Raw genomic sequence first — 17,619 nt, forward strand, 5'->3', positions numbered from 1 at the left:
ATTTCGCATAAAGGCATTGTTAATTGTTGATAAATTGGACAAAATTAGAGCAAATACTTCATTGAAGTGAACGAACAGCATGACTTTAAAACCACTTTCCATTATTTACAATGCACGCTCTGGTTTTCATGCCAGTAATAAAGAAACCGTGTATGAAGAACTGCTGACGTATTTTTCCGATCATGGTTTTGAAATTCAGGCATTTGAACTGGGGGAAAAAGATGATTTTCCCGCCTTGATGCAGTCGATTATGTTGCGTCATCGCGCAAGCACCGAGCTTGGGGTTATTGTGGCTGCAGGGGGGGATGGCACTTTAAATGCCGTGGCCAATGCGCTGTTAGGTCAAGACATTCCGTTGGGAATTTTACCCTTAGGTACCTTTAACTATGTGGCGCGGGTGCTGAATATTCCTTTAGATATTATGCAGGCAGCGACTGTTATTGCCACAGGGCAGTTACGTTCCATTCATGTGGCGAAAATTAACGATCAAATTTATTTAAATAATGCCAGCTTGGGCTTGTATCCATTATTTATTCAACGCCGTGAAAAATATAATGCGAAATTCGGACGTTTTCCTTTACATGCTTATACTTCGGGTCTAGATGTGCTGATTCGAGATCGGAAGGAGCTCAAGCTGGAAATTGAGGTAGATGGTAAAATTTATCCTGTTAAAACCCCGTTAATTTTTTTTGGCAACAATCAATTACAGCTTAAAGAAATGAAATTGCGCATTGCAAAATGTGCAGAGCAGGGGCAGGTTGCCGGCGTGATTGTGGCCAAAAGTGATAAATTGACGCTATTTCGTATGTTACTGCAACTGATTCGTGGTCAGCTTGATAAAGCACCAGATGTTTACAGCTTTGCGGCAGACGACGTCAAAGTCTATTCCAAACGCGGAAAACTAACCGTGGCAATTGATGGTGAAATTGTCGAAATGCAACCCCCGTTGCATATTTCGGTGCAAAAAAATGCGATTAAGATGTTGGTGCCGAATGATCCTGCATCTGTCTGATTTGCATTTTGGCACCGAACGCACAGAATGCTTAGTCGCAATTCAAGAGTTTTGCCAACAGCAGCAGCCTGAAGCGGTGGTGGTGAGTGGAGATTTAACCCAACGCGCGCGTTATTTTGAGTTTTTCCATTGCAAGCAGTTTTTGGACAGTTTGAATTGTCCTTATTTGGTGGTACCAGGCAATCACGATATCCCGCTATATCACGTTTGGAACCGGATTTTTAATCCATTTAGCCGCTATCAATTGTTCTTTGGGCAAATGGAAATGACCTTAGAAACCGAGCATTTTTATCTGATTGGGGTGAATAGCATCCGTCGTCGTTACCATACCCGCGGTCATATTTCTTTGGAACAAATTCAGCAGATTGATCAAATTTTAAAGCAGGCTCCTGCGCACAAACTCAAGGTGATTGCGGCACATCAGCCTTTCTATGCGGATCCGGATGATCTGCATGGTATTAAGGATTGCCCTGTATTGGGACGTATGGCTTTGGAAGTCTGGAGTCAGAGTGGTTTAAACGCCTTATTGCATGGACATTTGCATCAACCTGCGGTGTATGACTTAAATGATTTGTATCAATTGGGTGTTGCGCAGCCTGTGCTGGATATTCATGCAGGAACGGCAACCTCCTATCGTTTACATCATGCCGCAAGCAACAGCTTTAATCTGATTGATGCACAGGCAAATGTGCGGCATTTTCAATTCAATCGACATCTTGCTCAGTTTGAAATGCTTTAAATTGTCGATTAAAGCAGCGAATTATTCATATTGGGTAAAAAAAATACAAAAAAGATGATTTTTTTTAAAATTTGCCCTTGAAGCGTTATTTTCCATCCCCACAAAAGTGTCATCCAAATTCATTTTGATGATGACCAACGGAATAAATAAGTCGTCATCAGTCATCTTAAAATAGACTTAGTCTGATGGAGTTATTTATGAGCAACATTCGTCCATTACATGACCGCGTAGTTATTCGTCGTGTTGAAGAAGAAACGAAAACGGCTGGCGGTATTTTATTGCCAGGTTCTGCAGCTGAAAAACCAGCACAAGGTGAAATTATTGCTGTAGGTAATGGTCAAATCACGGACAACGGTGTTCGCGCTTTAGATGTAAAAGTAGGCGATAAAGTATTGTTCGGTACTTATGCAGGTACAACTGTAAAAGTTAATGGTGAAGAACTTCTTATCATGAAAGAGTCTGACATTTTAGCTGTATTAGAAGGCTAATTCTGTCCTTACTCGTTCAATATCAGATTAGTAAAGCTTAAAAATATTCGGAGTCTATAAATGTCAGCAAAAGACGTAAAATTTGGTGATTCAGCACGTTCTAAAATGATTGCAGGCGTTAACGTTCTTGCAGATGCTGTAAAAGTAACTTTAGGTCCTAAAGGCCGTAACGTTGTGATCGACCGTTCTTTCGGTGCGCCACACATCACTAAAGATGGTGTGACTGTTGCGAAAGAAATTTCTCTTAAAGACAAATTTGAGAACATGGGTGCTCAATTGGTTCGTGAAGTATCTTCTAAAACCAATGACATCGCAGGTGACGGTACAACAACTGCAACTGTACTTGCTCAAGCAATTTTAAATGAAGGCATCAAGTCTGTTACTGCGGGCATGAACCCAATGGACTTGAAACGTGGTATTGACCTTGCCGTTAAAGCATTGGTTGCTGAAATTAAAGCTACTGCGAAGCCTGCGTCTGATACTAAAGCGATTGAACAAGTGGGTTCAATCTCTGCAAACTCTGACGAAACAGTAGGTAAACTCATTGCTCAAGCAATGGAACGCGTGGGTAAAGAAGGCGTAATTACTGTAGAAGAAGGTTCAGGCTTTGAAGACGCGCTTGACGTTGTAGAAGGTATGCAGTTTGACCGTGGTTATATCTCTCCATACTTTGCTAACAAACAAGATACCTTAACGGCTGAATTAGAAAATCCGTTCATCTTGCTTGTGGATAAAAAAATCAGCAACATCCGTGAATTGATTACGGTATTAGAAGCGGTTGCTAAAACAGGTAAGCCACTGTTAATCATCGCTGAAGATGTTGAAGGTGAAGCATTAGCGACACTTGTCGTGAACAACATGCGCGGCATTATTAAAGTATGTGCAGTGAAAGCGCCTGGCTTTGGTGATCGTCGTAAAGCAATGTTGCAAGATATCGCGATCTTGACTGGCGCGACTGTAATCTCTGAAGAAGTGGGTATGTCTTTAGAGCAAGCGTCTCTTCAAGATTTAGGTACGGCACACAAAATTACTGTATCTAAAGAAAATACCGTGATTGTGGATGGTGCTGGCGATGCAGCTCAAATTGCTGATCGTGTTCAACAAATCCGTGCTCAAATTGAAGAATCTACGTCTGAATACGACAAAGAAAAACTTCAAGAACGTGTTGCTAAATTAGCTGGCGGTGTTGCAGTCATTAAAATTGGTGCAGCAACTGAAGTTGAAATGAAAGAGAAGAAAGACCGTGTTGACGATGCTCTTCATGCAACGCGTGCTGCGGTTGAAGAAGGTGTTGTTGCAGGTGGTGGTGTTGCGCTAGTACGTGCAGCGAAAGCACTTGACGGTGTAACTGGTGCAAATGACGACCAAAATGTTGGTGTTAACATTTTACGTCGTGCAATCGAAGCGCCACTTCGTCAAATCGTTGCCAATGCGGGTGATGAGCCATCAGTTGTGATCAATGCTGTGAAAAATGGTGAAGGTAACTTCGGTTATAACGCTGCAACTTCTCAGTATGGCGACATGTTAGAAATGGGTATTCTTGACCCTGCAAAAGTAACCCGTTCTGCTCTTGAGCATGCTGCTTCTGTTGCTGGTTTAATGCTAACTACAGAGTGCATGATCACTGAAATTCCAGAAGATAAACCTGCTATGCCTGATATGGGCGGCATGGGTGGTATGGGCGGTATGATGTAATCATCCCCTCAGATTCACCAATCTAAAAAAATCCCCACATTTTGTGGGGATTTTTTTGTTTTATGCGTATAATTAAATCTGCATAAGCAGATATGCTAATAATAAAGTCAAATAAAACATTAGATTATAAACCTAGAATAAGGACGTTTGCTTGATTGGAGAGGGGAATGGAGCAAGAACATGAAATGGTCGAAATGATTTATGAAGCGACCATGAATCCTGAACTTTGGCAGCAGGTTTTGATTCGCCTGGTTGAATATACAGGCAGTCAAAGTGCTATTTTTACTGCAATTGATCAGCTTAATCCCAAGTTCAATTTTACCTTCAGCCATAATATTTCTACCGCAATATTGGCGGCTTATCATGATGAAAAAATTCAAGTGATTGATATGCATTTGCACGCTCCGCTTTTAAAGCAGCAAGGCTTGGGTGAACCAATTGTTCTAGATTGGAGCGCTTATGCCAATTGTCAGGGACAGGATGAATATATCTTTTATGAAAAATGTGTTGCACCTTCAGGCATTGGTTCTGCACAAGGGATTTTGTTAGAAACAGGCACATATCGCTGGGCAGTCCTCGGCATTCATCGTGCACATAGCACACCGACTTATCAACCGCATGAAACTGAACTATTAAAGCGATTGGCCAAGCATTTGCGCCGAGCTTTACAAATACATCGTCAGTTCAGTTTAATCCAGCAAGAAAACTTTGATTTATATAAGCTATTCGATGCGCTCAAAACGGGAGTAATTTTACTGGATGCTAACGCCAGCTTGATTTATTCCAATGCCAAAGCACAAAATATTTTAGAACAGTACACAGCTATAAGCTTAGACCAACGGAATCGGCTCAAGGTTCCAGCAGCTTATCAAACACAACTTGAACAATATATCCAAAGTGCTTTATTTCAGCATGCTGAAGCAGAGCATCTTGACGATTACGCAGGTGGCGTGCTCGCCCTGCCGATTAACCCAGCCAAACAGTCGCTGATGATGAGTGTGGTGCCATTTTCCAGTGTTTGGCAACACATGCCCTATGATCAATTGATTGAACAAAAAGTTGCTATTTTTCTGACTGAACCCGAAAAAAGTTATCAATTGGCACATGCATTCTTGAAGCAGAATTATCAACTTTCCAACCGTGAAATCCGAATTTGCGAGCTATTTTTGAATGGATATAATCTAGAAGCCATTGCCCAGGAATGCTCACTGACTTTGAGTTCGGTACGAACTTATATGAAATATATATTTGCCAAAACCCATTGCAACTCTCAAGTTGAGTTATTTCGCTTATTGGCAAGTTTGACACATGAGTTTGAGCATATTCCTTAACTTACTATTTGCCCAATAAAATCAGTGCCCAAGTGATGGCAATCATACTCAATGCAACAAATTGCGCAGCACTGCCCATATCTTTGGCATTTTTTGATAAGGGGTGACGTTCTAAAGACACACGGTCGACAATTGCTTCTAAGGCCGAGTTAAATAGCTCGACAATAATTGCTAAAAGACAGACAGCTATCAGAATGGCATGCTCACTACGACTAATATCAAGAAAAAACGTGATGGGAATCAGCACGATATTAATGTAAATAATTTGTCGAAAAGCGGCCTCATGTTGAAATGCCGCTTTAAAACCAGCAATAGAATAGCCCGTTGCGCTTAAAATACGTTTAACGCCAGTTTTGCCTTTAAGGGGAGAATATTCGCTCATGATGCTTTGTATAGATTAGGAATCATTAAAAGGTTAACAGTCCGAAATTAAAACGGGCTTAAAAGCCCAATGTCAGCTGATATGATTGTTGTAGTCTAGCATTATTTAATGTGCATGAAATCGGCGGAAAGTTCTTAAATTTAATCGAGGGTATAGCTTGTCGATGATTGGCTGTCTGCTTGTGATTGTTCCCCCGTATCAGGTGCTCTAGTTGTGACTTGGCAATCACAATCCACCCACTCAATAGATTGATCTATCTTGTGTAAAAGTTGTTACTCCAGCCACTTCTTCACAATTTCTACATAATTGAGTAATACATCTATAACTATGTTAATAATGATTGTAATTTAAAGTTGAGTCATTGAATATCAACACAAATTTGCTAATTTTTCGCAACTTCTGTTTTTCTTCTCATTTTTAAGTGGCGCCGACCTATGTTGTCTAAGTTTTTTATACAACGTCCCATTTTCGCGGGTGTTCTTGCAATTATCGTGATGGCGTTGGGGCTATTTGCAGTGCTGAATTTGCCTGTGGAGCGTTATCCAGACATTGCACCTCCCCGAATTACGGTGAGCGCCAGTTATACCGGGGCATCTGCAGAATCGGTTGAGGAAAGTGTTACACAAATTTTAGAACAGCAAATCAAGGGTATTGATCATCTTTTATATTTTAGTTCCAGCAGTGATTCTTCAGGGCGTAGCCGGATTAGCATCAGCTTTGAAAACGGCACAGATCCTGATACGGCTCAGGTACAGGTGCAAAATGCCATTAATGGGGTACTGAGCCGATTACCAGAGGAAGTCCAGCGGCAAGGGGTAAATGTCTATAAGTCACTGGGCGATACCCATATGGTGATTGGTCTGTATGATGCGTCTGGGCGTAGCGATAATATCGCACTATCCGATTATATGATGACGCATCTTGAACAGGATATTGCGCGGATTGATGGAGTGGGGGAAGTTGATGTGTTTGGCTCGCAATATGCCATGCGCATCTGGCTGAATCCCAGCAAGCTGAAGCAATTTAGTCTGATGCCTTCGGATATCCGGACGGCTATTGAAGCCCAGAATACGCAAGTAGCTGCTGGAGGACTTGGGGATTTACCGACCTTAGATCAGCAATATTTGAATGCCAAAGTGACTTCGGGCTCACGCCTAAAAACCGTGCCTGAATTTGAGCAGATTATTGTCAAATCCAATCGGGATGGCAGTTTTGTCTATTTAAAAGATGTCGCGCGGATTGAACTGGGGGCTGAGAATTATCAGTCTTATAATACCATCAATGGCTATCCTTCTGCGGGCATGGGGATTTCATTATCTTCGGGGGCTAATGCACTGGCGACATCGGCCTTAATTAAAGCCGAAGTGCAACATCTTGCAAGCAAGCTGCCAGCGGGTTACCAAATAGTTTACCCACGAGATAACACCCCATTTGTACAAGAGTCGATTAAGGAAGTCGTTAAAACCTTGTTTGAAGCTGTGCTGCTAGTGGTCTTGGTGATGTTCTTGTTCTTGCAGAATTGGCGCGCCACTTTAATTCCAACCATTACTGTCCCGGTGGTGATTTTAGGTACGCTTGCTCTACTGTATGTATTAGGGATGAGTATCAATACACTCACCTTATTTGCACTGGTACTTGCGATTGGCTTGTTGGTGGATGACGCCATTGTGGTGGTGGAAAATGTTGAGCGGTTGATGCATGAACAGCACCTGTCAGCCAAACAAGCTGCAATCGCCTCGATGAATGAAATCAGTGGTGCCTTGATCGGGATTACCTTGGTGTTGACTGCGGTCTTTATTCCTATGGCTTTTTTTGGTGGATCGACTGGGGTCATCTACCGTCAGTTTTCCATCACACTCGTAGCGGCAATGGGCTTATCCTTGTTGGTTGCTTTAATTTTAACACCAGCATTGTGTGCTTTGATCTTACAGCCAAGCCAGCACGTGATGCGTTGGGCCGCATGGTTTAATGCACAATTAGAGCATTTAAAAGGGCGCTATCTGCAACTTGCGCAAACTACCTTGCACTATAAACGCATCAGCTTAGTTGTTTTTGTGGCACTGATGGCGGTGTTTGCCTTATTTTATCGTGCCTTGCCGACCAGTTTTATTCCTAGCGAAGATCAAGGCATGCTGAGTGTACAGTTTGAACTGATCAACGGTGCGCCACTGGCTAAAACCCGCGAAGTTGGGGAAGAAATCCGACAATATTTCCTGAATCAAGAGCAAGCCAACGTCAACTTGGTGATGGTGCGCTATGGACGTAATTACTCAGGTACAGGACAAAATTTGGGTCAAGGTTTTATTGCATTAAAACATTGGGATGAACGTTCAGGGCAACACAATTCAGCACAAGCTATTCGTGAACGTGCCATGCAGCATTTTCGTCAAAACCCGAATGCCAAGATTATGGTGAATCTGCCTGCTTCGGTCAGTGGTTTGGGGCAAACCGATGGCTTGGAATTTTGGATCAGAGACATTAATGGTCAAGGGCGACCATTTTTAGCCGATCAATTGAAAACTTTACAAGCTGCGGCAGAACAGCAAAAGAGTTTTGAAAATCTAGATAATAAGGCAAATCCGGATAAAGCCAATTTACAGGTCAATATTGATCAAAAACAGGCGATGGCCTTAGGGCTTTCACCCGCTGCGATTAACAGTACTTTGTCAGCAGCATGGGGTGGGGCTTATGTGAATGATTTTATTGACCGTGGACGGGTGAAGCGTGTGGTGATGCAGGGAGATGCAGAATTCCGTTCCAAACCTGAAGACCTACAACAGTGGTATGTCCGTAATGATAGCAATCAAATGGTGTCCTTTGCCAATTTTGCTCAGGTAAATTGGAGTGGTGCACCTGAAGTGGTTAAACGCTTTATGGGCTATACAGCCATTGAGATGGAAGCCGACACTGCCAAAAATGTCAGCTCTGGTGTTGCCATGCGGGATATTGAGGCGTTGGTTCAGCAACAACCTGAGATAGATTTGGCATGGAGTGGTTTGTCATTTGAAGAGCAAAAATCCAGTCATCAAGCACTCTGGTTATACCTGATTTCTATTGGCTTTATTTTCTTATGCTTGGCCGCGTTATATGAAAGCTGGTCTATTCCAACTGCGGTGATGAGTGCCATTCCGCTGGGGGTAGGTGGCAATATACTGTTTAGTGCCCTATTCGGTTTCCCGAATGATATTTATTTCCAGATTGCTTTGCTAACCACCATTGGTCTGTCTTGTAAAAATGCAATTTTAATCGTTGAATTTGCTTCTATTGCGCAAACACGCGGACTGGGTGTCATACAGGCAGCGCTTGAAGGTGCACGTTTACGCTTGCGCCCGATTCTAATGACCTCATTGGCCTTTGGTGCTGGGGTTATTCCCTTGGTGTTTGCCACGGGGGCAGGTGCAGCCAGTCGTCAGGAAATTGGCAGCAGTGTGTTGGGGGGCGTGATTTTTGGAACGGTGTTGGTGCTGATTTTTATTCCCTTCATGTACGTATTGATTCGCTCCGTATTTGTAGCCAAGCCAACCGATTCCATGTAATAGTCCGTGATAGAGCTGGGGCAGCTTCAGCGCAAGCCCCTCGCCTCTAAGTTTCTTTAAATTAGAATACAGAACAATAATGATGAACGAAAATCCGTTGAGTGCCTTGCAGCAAGCCGTGGAGCAGCAACAGTGGTTTGCATTAATTAGCCAATTAAATCAACTCAATGCTGCGGATGTTGCCGAGTTTTTGCAAATACAGAGCCTCGCTGTGCAATGCAGGTTGGTGCAGCAATTGCAATCCGCTGCCTATGTGTTTGAGTTCTTGCCCGTTGAGACTCAACTGCGCGTGGCCTTAGCGCTGCCGCTAGACGCTCTGCTGCATTTGCTCAGTAGCATGCATTCTGATGATCGTACAGATCTGTTTCAGCTGCTGCCTCAGACCTTGCAACAGCATGTGTTGAGTGAGTTGGGGGGAGACCAACAACAGCATTTACAGCAATTATTGACTTATCCCGCAGAGTCGGCGGGTGCGATTATGAGTACGGATTATGTCAGTCTAGCCCCTGAACTGACTATGCAGCAGGCAATCGAGCAGCTTCGGCAAATTGCCGCGAATCGTGAAACACTATATCTCATCTATATTACCAATGCGACTCATGAATTAGTCGGGGTTATTTCATTACGGGAAATTATTCAGGCTGCACCGAATGCAACCATTGCGGACACCATGACCACTCGACTTATTGTTGGTCAGGTGGATGAAGACCAAGAAAGTATTGCGGCAAAGTTAAGTCATTATGATTTTCTGGCTTTACCGATTGTTGATCAGCAACAGCATTTATTGGGCATTGTGACCTATGATGATGCGATGGATGTGGTACAGCAAGAAATGACCGAAGACTTTCTAAAAGGCAGTGCGGTTGCAGCGACGTCACATACCAGTCTAAAAACCGCACCGATTTTTGCCCTGTACAAAAAACGGGTGTTTTGGCTGGTATTGCTGGTTTTTGGTAGCTTGTTATCTGGAATCGGCATTGCACATTTTGAAGAGATTATTGCCCAACATATTGTGTTGGTGTTCTTTTTGCCGTTACTGGTTGGCAGTGGTGGAAATGCAGGATCCCAATCTGCCACTCTGATGGTGCGCGCCATGGCAACCGGAGATGTCCATTTTAAAGACTGGTTCATGTTATTGGGGCGGGAGAGTTTGGTTGCGCTCTGCCTGGGGGCTACCATGGCCTGTGCCGTTTCCGTATTGGGATACCTGCGTGGAGATATTGTGGTTGCCTGTGTACTGGCACTCAGTATGTTAGGCATAGTCTTACTAGGGTCTCTTATTGGCATGAGTCTGCCATTTTTATTACGCCGTTTAAACCTCGATCCTGCCAGTGCCTCTGCGCCTTTGGTGACTTCAATCTGTGATGCAACGGGAGTGCTAGTGTATTTATTTATCGCGTCACAATTGCTGAGTGGGTGGTCCTAATGGCACGTATAGCACGTTGCAGGGCAAAATACGCTAAGCTGTAGAGAAATCAACTTGATATCGAGAAAAATGCCTAATTCCCCAGACCTTCCTAAAAAATCAGCGCAAGAGGTCATTCGCTTAGAGCGTGATCTGGCGAAGTTCGCCAATATGATGGATTCTGTCATTCGGATTCCCTTTACCAAACAAGGTATCGGGGCCGATGCAGCACTCGGTACCATTCCTGTGGTCGGGGATGCCGCAGGTTTTGCCTTGACTTGCTATGCCATCTATAAAGCCAAACAGATTGGCGTACCGCAGCATAAATTAAATGTGGTGTATAAACTGGCTGTAATGGATGCCGTGGTGGGATTTATTCCGATTGCAGGAACCCTGTTTGATATTTTTATTCGTCCGAGTCGTAAAGCCCTCGATATCGTGCATGAACACATTCAGGAAGAATATCAAATTCGTGACAGCAGGCATGTGGTACATCCATTTTTGCATGAGAAGCTCGAGCAGAAACAGCAACAATCAGCCTTATGGCGACATCCAGTTGTTGCTTGGCTCTGGTTACATATTCCAGATTTGATTGGATTGCTGGTGCTAATTTTGTTGATGATGGCGACATGGTATGGTTTTACGATGCTCCAGATGTGGTGGCAGAGCTGGAGTTAAATCGAGTTGTTCTGACATAAAAATAGCCTCCTAGTTGGAGGCTATTTTTATGAGAATCTGGATTATGCGCAGTCTAACTGTTGTAATGCTGCAACACGTTGCTCAATGCTTGGGTGAGTCTGGAATAAAGCCGCTAAGCTAAAACCTTGTTCTTTACCTTCCGCAATTGAAAATGCTTTCATTTCTTTTGGCATTTGGTCTGGCATTTCTGATTCTGCTTGTAAGCGTAATAGGGCAGAAATCATGGCTTGTTTACCGGCTAAACGTGCACCTGCTTCATCAGCACGGTATTCACGGTAGCGCGAGAACCACATTACAATCGCAGACGCTAAAATACCGAACACGATATCTAGCACAATGGTAATCCCAAAGTATGCTAGGCCTGGTGCTTCACCATCTTCACGACCAAAGACATTACGGTCAATAAAGTCACCGACCACGCGTGCGAAGAACATCACAAAAGCGTTCACGACACCTTGGATTAAGGCTAATGTGACCATGTCTCCATTGGCAACGTGACCAATTTCGTGAGCCAGTACCGCACGTAATTCATCTTTATTCATGCGCTCTAATAAGCCCGTTGAAACGGCAACTAAAGCATCATTTTTATTCCAACCTGTTGCAAAGGCATTCGATTGGTAAGATGGGAAGATTCCCACTTCTGGCATTTTAATACCAGCACGTTGAGATAATTCCGCAACTGTTTGTAGCAACCAAGCTTCGGCTTGACTACGTGGAGCATTAGGGTCAATAAGTTCAGTGCCAGTTGTTTTTTTCGCCATCCATTTCGACATGAACAGAGACACTAAAGAGCCAACCATACCAAACACAAAACAGACGACTAAAAGGTTGCCTAGATTCAAGCCACCCGCGCCATGGTAACTACCGACACCGAAGAGTGACAAAATAATGCCAGCTACAACCAGTACCGCGAGGTTGGTTAGCAAGAACAAACCAATCCGCATCATTGAGAAAATCCTCTTAAAATAGAAATATGATCTGATTTATAACTGATAAATCATAGAGATCAATATGCGGTGAATCATGGCAAAATTCAAGAAAAAAACGCGATTTGACGCGAAAAATAACATATTTCTATTAATAAATTCGCGCTGAGGCAGAAGCATGTTCGGTCGAATATGTACCAGAACGTGGAGCATCTGTATAGCTGCCATCTGCCGCCATAATGATTTGACGCTGGCTGCTGCTTTTTGCCGGAGTCGTCGGAATAGGCGCTGCCTGAGGAGGCGTGTTGTTATTCACGTTGCTAGGGGAATAATTGACGGATTGGGCTAGGACTTGTCCTGAGCTTGATGCAATGGAACCACCTGCATACAAATTGTTATAGCGACTGGTCACTCGTCTTACATAATCTTGGGTCTCTCTAAATGGAGGAATTCCGCCATATTTATCAACATTACCTTCACCAGCATTATAGGCAGCCAGAGCCAAAGAGGTGTTGCCATTAAAACGCTTGAGCAGCCAGCTCAAATATTTGGCACCGCCCATAATATTTTGCTGTGGATCATAAGCATTCGCGACATTAAAGCGCCGTGCTGTAGCAGGCATCAGTTGCATTAAGCCTTGGGCACCCACAGGGGAGCGCGCATTCACATTAAACCCCGATTCGGTATGCATGACGGCTTTGATTAAACCTTCAGAAACCCCATGGGTTTGTGCTGCTTGGCGAATCATACCATCAAAGGCATTGCGGTTACGGCTATAGCTGGGCAGGACAGATGATTCGGAGTTCCCCCAGTTGGTATAGCTATGGATATTACTGTCAGGGTAATAGGTTTTCTTTTCCACTTTAAGATGGCTGTATTTACTTTTCTTATTGGTCAATAAAGTCGTACCGTTAGACTCGGTTAATTGATAAATGGTTTGACCTGCCAGACATGCAGGACTCATCAGCAGGATAGATACACAGCCCACGAGGTAAGATTTGATGTTTTGCCATTTATTTTTCATTTTTTATCAATTTATCTGTCCCCAAACAGTCATTACAAGTTTAGCAAAAAAAAGAGAGATAAAAAGCGCTGAGGGATTTTATTTTTCATGTCTTTGTAAAAATCAAGTGAGTTTGCAGATGAAATAATCAAAAAAAAATTTAATTTTTTTTTAATCAGGATTGCTTGACTATGCTAAGCCATTGATATTTATTTAAAATAAAATAGATCAAAAAATAACCAATTTAAATAGAAGCCTTAAAATATGGGCAGCATCACCTGTCAAGTGTTTTGAAATCCACAAAGTTATCCACAGCTTTTGTGGACAACTGTGGAAAAGTCCAAAAGATAAGCGTTTCGGCTAAAAAGTGAACTGCAACGTTCAAATATACACTTCGAGCAAGACGAAAAAATGACATGGCTTGTCATTCATGAGAATTTACATTCTTTAGATGCGATTGCTTAGCGAATCGGATAAAATTGCGCGGTATTTTTATTTATGGGTTAATCGTGTCTATGTACTCGCCAGTTGAGTCCGAACAAGGGTTTAATTTCAAGCCAGAACTCCCAACCAGCTCTGCGTATTATCGTTTGTTGAAGAAGTTGCGCCGCCAAGTCGGTCATGCAATTCGTGATTTTAAAATGATCGAAGATGGCGATAAGGTCATGGTGTGTATTTCTGGTGGTAAAGACAGTTATACCTTGCTGGATATCTTGTTGCAGTTTAAACGTATTGCACCGATTAATTTTGACGTGGTTGCGGTCAACCTTGATCAGAAACAACCGGGTTTCCCTGAAGATGTATTACCACGTTATTTAGAAGAAAATAACATTCCTTATTATATTTTGGAAAAAGACACCTATAGCATCACCAAGCGCTTAACCCCAGAAGGGAAAACGTATTGTGCAGTATGTTCACGTTTACGCCGTGGCTCTTTATATGGCTTTGCACAAGAGATTGGTGCGACCAAAGTGGCTCTCGGACATCACCGTGATGACATCTTGGCAACCTTCTTCCTGAACTTGTTCCATGGCGGTAGCTTAAAAGCCATGCCGCCAAAACTTTTATCTACGGATAAAAAGAACATGTTGATTCGTCCATTGGCGTATGTGGAAGAAAAAGACATTATTAAATATGCCGAAATGCGTAAGTTCCCAATCATTCCATGTAACTTGTGTGGTTCGCAGGAGAACCTGCAACGTGCCATCATTAATGACATGTTACGTGCTTGGGACAAAGAGCATCCGAAGCGCTTACACAGCATTTTTGGTGCTTTACAAAACGTTTCGCCATCGCAATTGGCAGACCGTGAATTGTTTGACTTTGAAGTGCTCGATTCGCAACGTGAATTTGATTTTAAAGAAACCTGTTCGACTGAAGAGCAAGGCATCAATAAGCGCATCAATATGGTGAACTTAGGATTTGCCGCAGAGTAAAGTCTATAGACACCGCTTCATGTAGTAGTGGTGTCTATTTTTGTTATTCATTGATTTTAAACATGTATAAAAAGCATAAAAACTGAACGGTCCGTACAAAAAACTTTAGCCCAAGATTTCATTTACGTGCTATAACAGGCTTCAAGCAAAACAGCTTCGCACTGATGTTGTCTGGATAGGCGACAGAAAATGAACAAATAAATTTGAGGAAACATCATGCCTGCCTTTTTAACTGATGATTGGTTTTCAACTGTAGAAACTTTAACTGCGCAAGCAGGGGATTTGAATTTGCCACCAGCGTTGGCAAATTTAGCCATTAACTTAGTGGTGACAGATACCAGTGGCAATACCGAATTGGCGTTAGATGGCGGCAAAATCTTAAAAGGTTTGTCTTCAAATGCTAAAACCACTTTAAATATGGATGCTGAAACGCTACGTAAAGTTTTCCTCGAGTTTGACATGTCTGCGGCAATGCAAGCGTTTATGACAGGCAAAATTAAAGTGCAAGGCGACATGTCTCAATTGATGGCATTGCAAACTGCCAAGCCAAGCCAAGAGCAAAAAGATCTATTTAAGAAAGTCCTTGAGCACACTGCTTAAGTTTTTCGAAAAAAAAAGCTTACCTGACGGTAAGCTTTTTTTTATGCCATGCAATCATGATGATTTAGATGTTCACCAATTGCGGCGTATTTTTGATGTATTCCAAGTAGGCACGAATACGCGTGACATATTGTACTGCTTGGCGATAGCGACCATTTTGCGCTTTCTTTTCATCTAAATAACTATAGAGGTTGACCCAGTTATTTGGATCTTTACCTTGAGCACTAATCTGCTTTTGAATCTGATTTACGGCACCTGGTCCCATGTTATAGGCCACTAAGGCATACCAGTTACGGTCAGGATAAGGTACATCTTCAAATCGACTCAACATTCGGTCGTAGTACTTGGCACCACCCTGAATGCTTTGTGCAGGATCGGTACGGTTCGATACTCCCATGGCCTTTGCGGTGCTGTTGGTCAGCATCATAATGCCACGGACTCCGGTAGGAGAAATCGAGTCAGGCTTTAAGTATGATTCTTGATAGCCAATAGCCGCTAAGAAATGCCAATCCAAATCGTATTTCTCAGCCGTACGCTGGAAGCTGGCTTTATAAATCGGCATACGTTTGCTGAGGTCACGCTGGATCGAATCCCATGACTCGGCATTTACGACATTGCGATTATAAAAGGATGCCAACTGACTGATGGCACCAGTCTGTTTACCTTGGCAAACATAACCACTTGCAGTTTGCGTCAGCGGGTCGTCCGCATGTTTAAATACCCAATTCAGTTGCGTATTTAAACCATTTTTTTGCAAGCTATATAAGTCACCACACGTAGCCGAGAATGAGGTGAGTTTTTTACTTTCAATGTTTTGAATGGTTGAAGTGGTAATTGCAAAATTGACCTTACCTTGATCGACCAATTTCAATGCGCTGGCATCGTCAGGTACTGTGGTAAAGACCAGTTCAACATTCATACTGTCAGCATAGTTACGGGCAAGGTCATAACCAAAGCCATGTAAATACTGTCCATCTTTAAAAACAGTCGATGGATTTTCTACACCAACCACGGTGAGCTTATTGTTATTCACAACAGCATCGTATTGGTAAGCCTTACTCGCATTGATGCTATGGAACGGAATCAAGGCGGTGGTGAGTGCTAAGGCTTTTAAAGGGAAAGAGAAAGTTAATGAGTTAAGGCTAAGCCTCGACCCAGAAGATGAACTACTGTGCATGTTGTCTCCGCTACAAGTAATTTATGCCCTAAAAAGCCAAAGCAAACGAGGCCTTAAACTTTTTCAAGTTTGATAAATTCAATAAGGGGTGGGCAGTCATGACGTCATTCAGAATGACATGAGATAAACAGGAATTATGTAGAAAAAAACTACATAGGTTAAAAAGTATTCGAAACTTAAGATGAACGAATAATAAAGTCGGAAATTCGGATTGTCAAATTTAGTACAGAAAATATTTAAAAAATGTAACATAACTTTCTAATTTTATTAAAAAAATAATTTTATACACTTTTGTTGTGGTGAAAATGCGCATAAAATAGCTTAAAAATGTATCTGTTTCGTACTCTAAATAGACCCAAGGCAAGATGAAATCGAACTTAATTACACGTGCTGGACATGACAAATTGGTGGCTGAATTACAGCAGCTTTGGCGTGAGGAACGACCTGAAATTACCAAAAAAGTGAACTGGGCCGCGAGCCTCGGCGACCGTAGTGAAAACGCAGATTACCAGTACAACAAACAGCTGTTAAGGAAGATTGATCGTCGGGTGCGTTATCTTGGAAAACGGCTCGAAGAATTACGTATTGTTGATTTTTCGCCAGAGCAAGAAGGCAAGGTTTATTTTGGCGCTTGGGTCGAAATTGAAAATGAGCAAGGTGAACAAAAACAGTTACGCATAGTCGGAGTTGATGAAATTTATGATCATCATCCGCAGCATATTTCAATTGATTCACCGATGGCGCGTGCCTTACTTTCCAAACAAGTGGATGATGAGGTGGAAGTGATGACGCCATCTGGGAAAAAGTTGTGGTATATCAATACAATTCGCTATGAAAAGCCCTAAGGGCTAAAAAATTACAGTTTTTGATTTTATTTTGTTCAGTTAAACAAGAAAATGCGCAAAAGTATTTGCCAAGTTAGAAATTTATTTATATGATAGCCGCCATTGGAAGCGTGGCAGAGCGGTTTAATGCACCGGTCTTGAAAACCGACGAGGGTGTGAGTCCTCCGTGAGTTCGAATCTCACCGCTTCCGCCAAATACTTAAAAAAGCCCTTGTGAAAACAAGGGCTTTTTTTTTCATCTGTAATTTTTCCCACAACACAATCTGGATCAATGCCTTACAGGAGAAATACTTAATCTGGACAATACATTTTGCTGCTGTTGGCATAGCGCGTATTGAGTGTAAG

15 protein-coding genes and 1 tRNA gene are annotated in these 17,619 nt (G+C 42.6%); 12 read left to right on the top strand and 4 right to left on the bottom strand.

Annotation, left to right across the window (positions count from 1 at the left end; genetic code table 11):
* Positions 1 to 79: 79 nt before the first annotated feature.
* From AC6CHI_RS00915 to AC6CHI_RS00935, 5 genes are all read left to right on the top strand, one after another.
* Positions 80 to 1,012, top strand: a complete 933-nt coding sequence (locus AC6CHI_RS00915) for a diacylglycerol/lipid kinase family protein (protein WP_498119072.1) — start codon at positions 80 to 82, stop codon at positions 1,010 to 1,012.
* On the top strand, positions 993 to 1,751 hold the full coding sequence (locus AC6CHI_RS00920) for a metallophosphoesterase family protein (RefSeq protein WP_498119073.1): 759 nt from the start codon (positions 993 to 995) through the stop codon (positions 1,749 to 1,751). The genes AC6CHI_RS00915 and AC6CHI_RS00920 overlap by 20 nt, the downstream gene beginning before the upstream one ends.
* A gap of 197 nt (positions 1,752 to 1,948) precedes the next feature.
* Entirely contained in the window at positions 1,949 to 2,239 is a 291-nt protein-coding gene (locus AC6CHI_RS00925) for a co-chaperone GroES (protein WP_005176348.1), read from the top strand.
* 60 nt (positions 2,240 to 2,299) lie between these two features.
* Complete coding sequence (gene groL, locus AC6CHI_RS00930) at positions 2,300 to 3,934, top strand: chaperonin GroEL (protein ID WP_458890909.1); 1,635 nt, start codon at positions 2,300 to 2,302, stop codon at positions 3,932 to 3,934.
* Positions 3,935 to 4,101: 167 nt separating this feature from the next.
* The gene (locus tag AC6CHI_RS00935) at positions 4,102 to 5,265 is read left to right on the top strand and encodes a helix-turn-helix transcriptional regulator (RefSeq protein ID WP_498119074.1); all 1,164 of its coding nucleotides are present in this window, start codon (positions 4,102 to 4,104) and stop codon (positions 5,263 to 5,265) included.
* 4 nt (positions 5,266 to 5,269) lie between these two features.
* Here AC6CHI_RS00935 and AC6CHI_RS00940 read toward each other — a convergent pair whose 3' ends face one another.
* Entirely contained in the window at positions 5,270 to 5,647 is a 378-nt protein-coding gene (locus tag AC6CHI_RS00940) for a diacylglycerol kinase (RefSeq protein ID WP_498119075.1), read from the bottom strand.
* Positions 5,648 to 6,081: 434 nt separating this feature from the next.
* Between AC6CHI_RS00940 and AC6CHI_RS00945 the strand changes: the two genes are divergently transcribed.
* The 3 genes from AC6CHI_RS00945 (at position 6,082) to AC6CHI_RS00955 (ending at position 11,266) form a co-directional block, all read left to right on the top strand.
* The gene (locus AC6CHI_RS00945) at positions 6,082 to 9,183 is read left to right on the top strand and encodes a multidrug efflux RND transporter permease subunit (protein WP_498119076.1); all 3,102 of its coding nucleotides are present in this window, start codon (positions 6,082 to 6,084) and stop codon (positions 9,181 to 9,183) included.
* Between the two features lie 82 nt (positions 9,184 to 9,265).
* Positions 9,266 to 10,609 carry a magnesium transporter gene (gene mgtE, locus AC6CHI_RS00950; RefSeq protein WP_498119400.1) on the top strand — a complete coding sequence of 448 codons (1,344 nt, stop codon included), beginning with the start codon at positions 9,266 to 9,268 and terminating at the stop codon, positions 10,607 to 10,609.
* A 69-nt stretch (positions 10,610 to 10,678) separates the two neighbouring features.
* Positions 10,679 to 11,266 carry a DUF4112 domain-containing protein gene (locus AC6CHI_RS00955; RefSeq protein ID WP_498119077.1) on the top strand — a complete coding sequence of 196 codons (588 nt, stop codon included), beginning with the start codon at positions 10,679 to 10,681 and terminating at the stop codon, positions 11,264 to 11,266.
* A gap of 62 nt (positions 11,267 to 11,328) precedes the next feature.
* On the opposite strand, the gene htpX is transcribed toward AC6CHI_RS00955, so the two are convergent.
* The gene (htpX, locus tag AC6CHI_RS00960; protein ID WP_458890903.1) at positions 11,329 to 12,234 is read right to left on the bottom strand and encodes a protease HtpX; all 906 of its coding nucleotides are present in this window, start codon (positions 12,232 to 12,234) and stop codon (positions 11,329 to 11,331) included.
* Between the two features lie 130 nt (positions 12,235 to 12,364).
* Positions 12,365 to 13,177 carry a lytic transglycosylase domain-containing protein gene (locus AC6CHI_RS00965; protein WP_498119401.1) on the bottom strand — a complete coding sequence of 271 codons (813 nt, stop codon included), beginning with the start codon at positions 13,175 to 13,177 and terminating at the stop codon, positions 12,365 to 12,367.
* Positions 13,178 to 13,731: 554 nt separating this feature from the next.
* Between AC6CHI_RS00965 and ttcA the strand changes: the two genes are divergently transcribed.
* Entirely contained in the window at positions 13,732 to 14,652 is a 921-nt protein-coding gene (ttcA, locus tag AC6CHI_RS00970) for a tRNA 2-thiocytidine(32) synthetase TtcA (protein WP_458891120.1), read from the top strand.
* 216 nt (positions 14,653 to 14,868) lie between these two features.
* Positions 14,869 to 15,252 (top strand): SCP2 sterol-binding domain-containing protein, encoded by a 384-nt coding sequence (locus AC6CHI_RS00975; protein ID WP_458890902.1) that lies wholly within the window; start codon positions 14,869 to 14,871, stop codon positions 15,250 to 15,252.
* A gap of 64 nt (positions 15,253 to 15,316) precedes the next feature.
* Here the strand turns inward: AC6CHI_RS00975 and AC6CHI_RS00980 are convergent, their stop codons facing one another.
* A complete protein-coding gene (locus AC6CHI_RS00980; protein ID WP_458890901.1) occupies positions 15,317 to 16,429 on the bottom strand; it encodes a transglycosylase SLT domain-containing protein in 1,113 nt (370 codons plus the stop codon).
* A 365-nt stretch (positions 16,430 to 16,794) separates the two neighbouring features.
* Between AC6CHI_RS00980 and greB the strand changes: the two genes are divergently transcribed.
* Together greB and AC6CHI_RS00990 are read left to right on the top strand one after the other, a co-directional pair.
* Positions 16,795 to 17,274, top strand: coding sequence for a transcription elongation factor GreB (gene greB, locus AC6CHI_RS00985; RefSeq protein WP_498119078.1), 480 nt, complete (start codon positions 16,795 to 16,797; stop codon positions 17,272 to 17,274).
* 104 nt (positions 17,275 to 17,378) lie between these two features.
* Positions 17,379 to 17,468 (top strand) — tRNA-Ser (locus tag AC6CHI_RS00990).
* Positions 17,469 to 17,619: the final 151 nt, after the last annotated feature.

The organism is Acinetobacter sp. GQ146, assembly GCF_059758585.1.

What these genes read in the sequence shown, in the direction of transcription:
- AC6CHI_RS00955 (WP_498119077.1), top strand. Translation starts at nt 10,679, where the DNA reads ATGCCTAATTCCCCAGACCTTCCTAAAAAATCAGCGCAAGAGGTCATT.
- greB (WP_498119078.1), top strand. Translation starts at nt 16,795, where the DNA reads ATGAAATCGAACTTAATTACACGTGCTGGACATGACAAATTGGTGGCT.
- AC6CHI_RS00935 (WP_498119074.1), top strand. Translation starts at nt 4,102, where the DNA reads ATGGAGCAAGAACATGAAATGGTCGAAATGATTTATGAAGCGACCATG.
- AC6CHI_RS00965 (WP_498119401.1), bottom strand. Translation starts at nt 13,177, where the DNA reads ATGAGTCCTGCATGTCTGGCAGGTCAAACCATTTATCAATTAACCGAG.
- htpX (WP_458890903.1), bottom strand. Translation starts at nt 12,234, where the DNA reads ATGATGCGGATTGGTTTGTTCTTGCTAACCAACCTCGCGGTACTGGTT.
- groL (WP_458890909.1), top strand. Translation starts at nt 2,300, where the DNA reads ATGTCAGCAAAAGACGTAAAATTTGGTGATTCAGCACGTTCTAAAATG.
- AC6CHI_RS00915 (WP_498119072.1), top strand. Translation starts at nt 80, where the DNA reads ATGACTTTAAAACCACTTTCCATTATTTACAATGCACGCTCTGGTTTT.
- AC6CHI_RS00980 (WP_458890901.1), bottom strand. Translation starts at nt 16,429, where the DNA reads ATGCACAGTAGTTCATCTTCTGGGTCGAGGCTTAGCCTTAACTCATTA.
- ttcA (WP_458891120.1), top strand. Translation starts at nt 13,732, where the DNA reads ATGTACTCGCCAGTTGAGTCCGAACAAGGGTTTAATTTCAAGCCAGAA.
- AC6CHI_RS00925 (WP_005176348.1), top strand. Translation starts at nt 1,949, where the DNA reads ATGAGCAACATTCGTCCATTACATGACCGCGTAGTTATTCGTCGTGTT.
- AC6CHI_RS00920 (WP_498119073.1), top strand. Translation starts at nt 993, where the DNA reads ATGATCCTGCATCTGTCTGATTTGCATTTTGGCACCGAACGCACAGAA.
- mgtE (WP_498119400.1), top strand. Translation starts at nt 9,266, where the DNA reads ATGAACGAAAATCCGTTGAGTGCCTTGCAGCAAGCCGTGGAGCAGCAA.
- AC6CHI_RS00940 (WP_498119075.1), bottom strand. Translation starts at nt 5,647, where the DNA reads ATGAGCGAATATTCTCCCCTTAAAGGCAAAACTGGCGTTAAACGTATT.
- AC6CHI_RS00945 (WP_498119076.1), top strand. Translation starts at nt 6,082, where the DNA reads ATGTTGTCTAAGTTTTTTATACAACGTCCCATTTTCGCGGGTGTTCTT.
- AC6CHI_RS00975 (WP_458890902.1), top strand. Translation starts at nt 14,869, where the DNA reads ATGCCTGCCTTTTTAACTGATGATTGGTTTTCAACTGTAGAAACTTTA.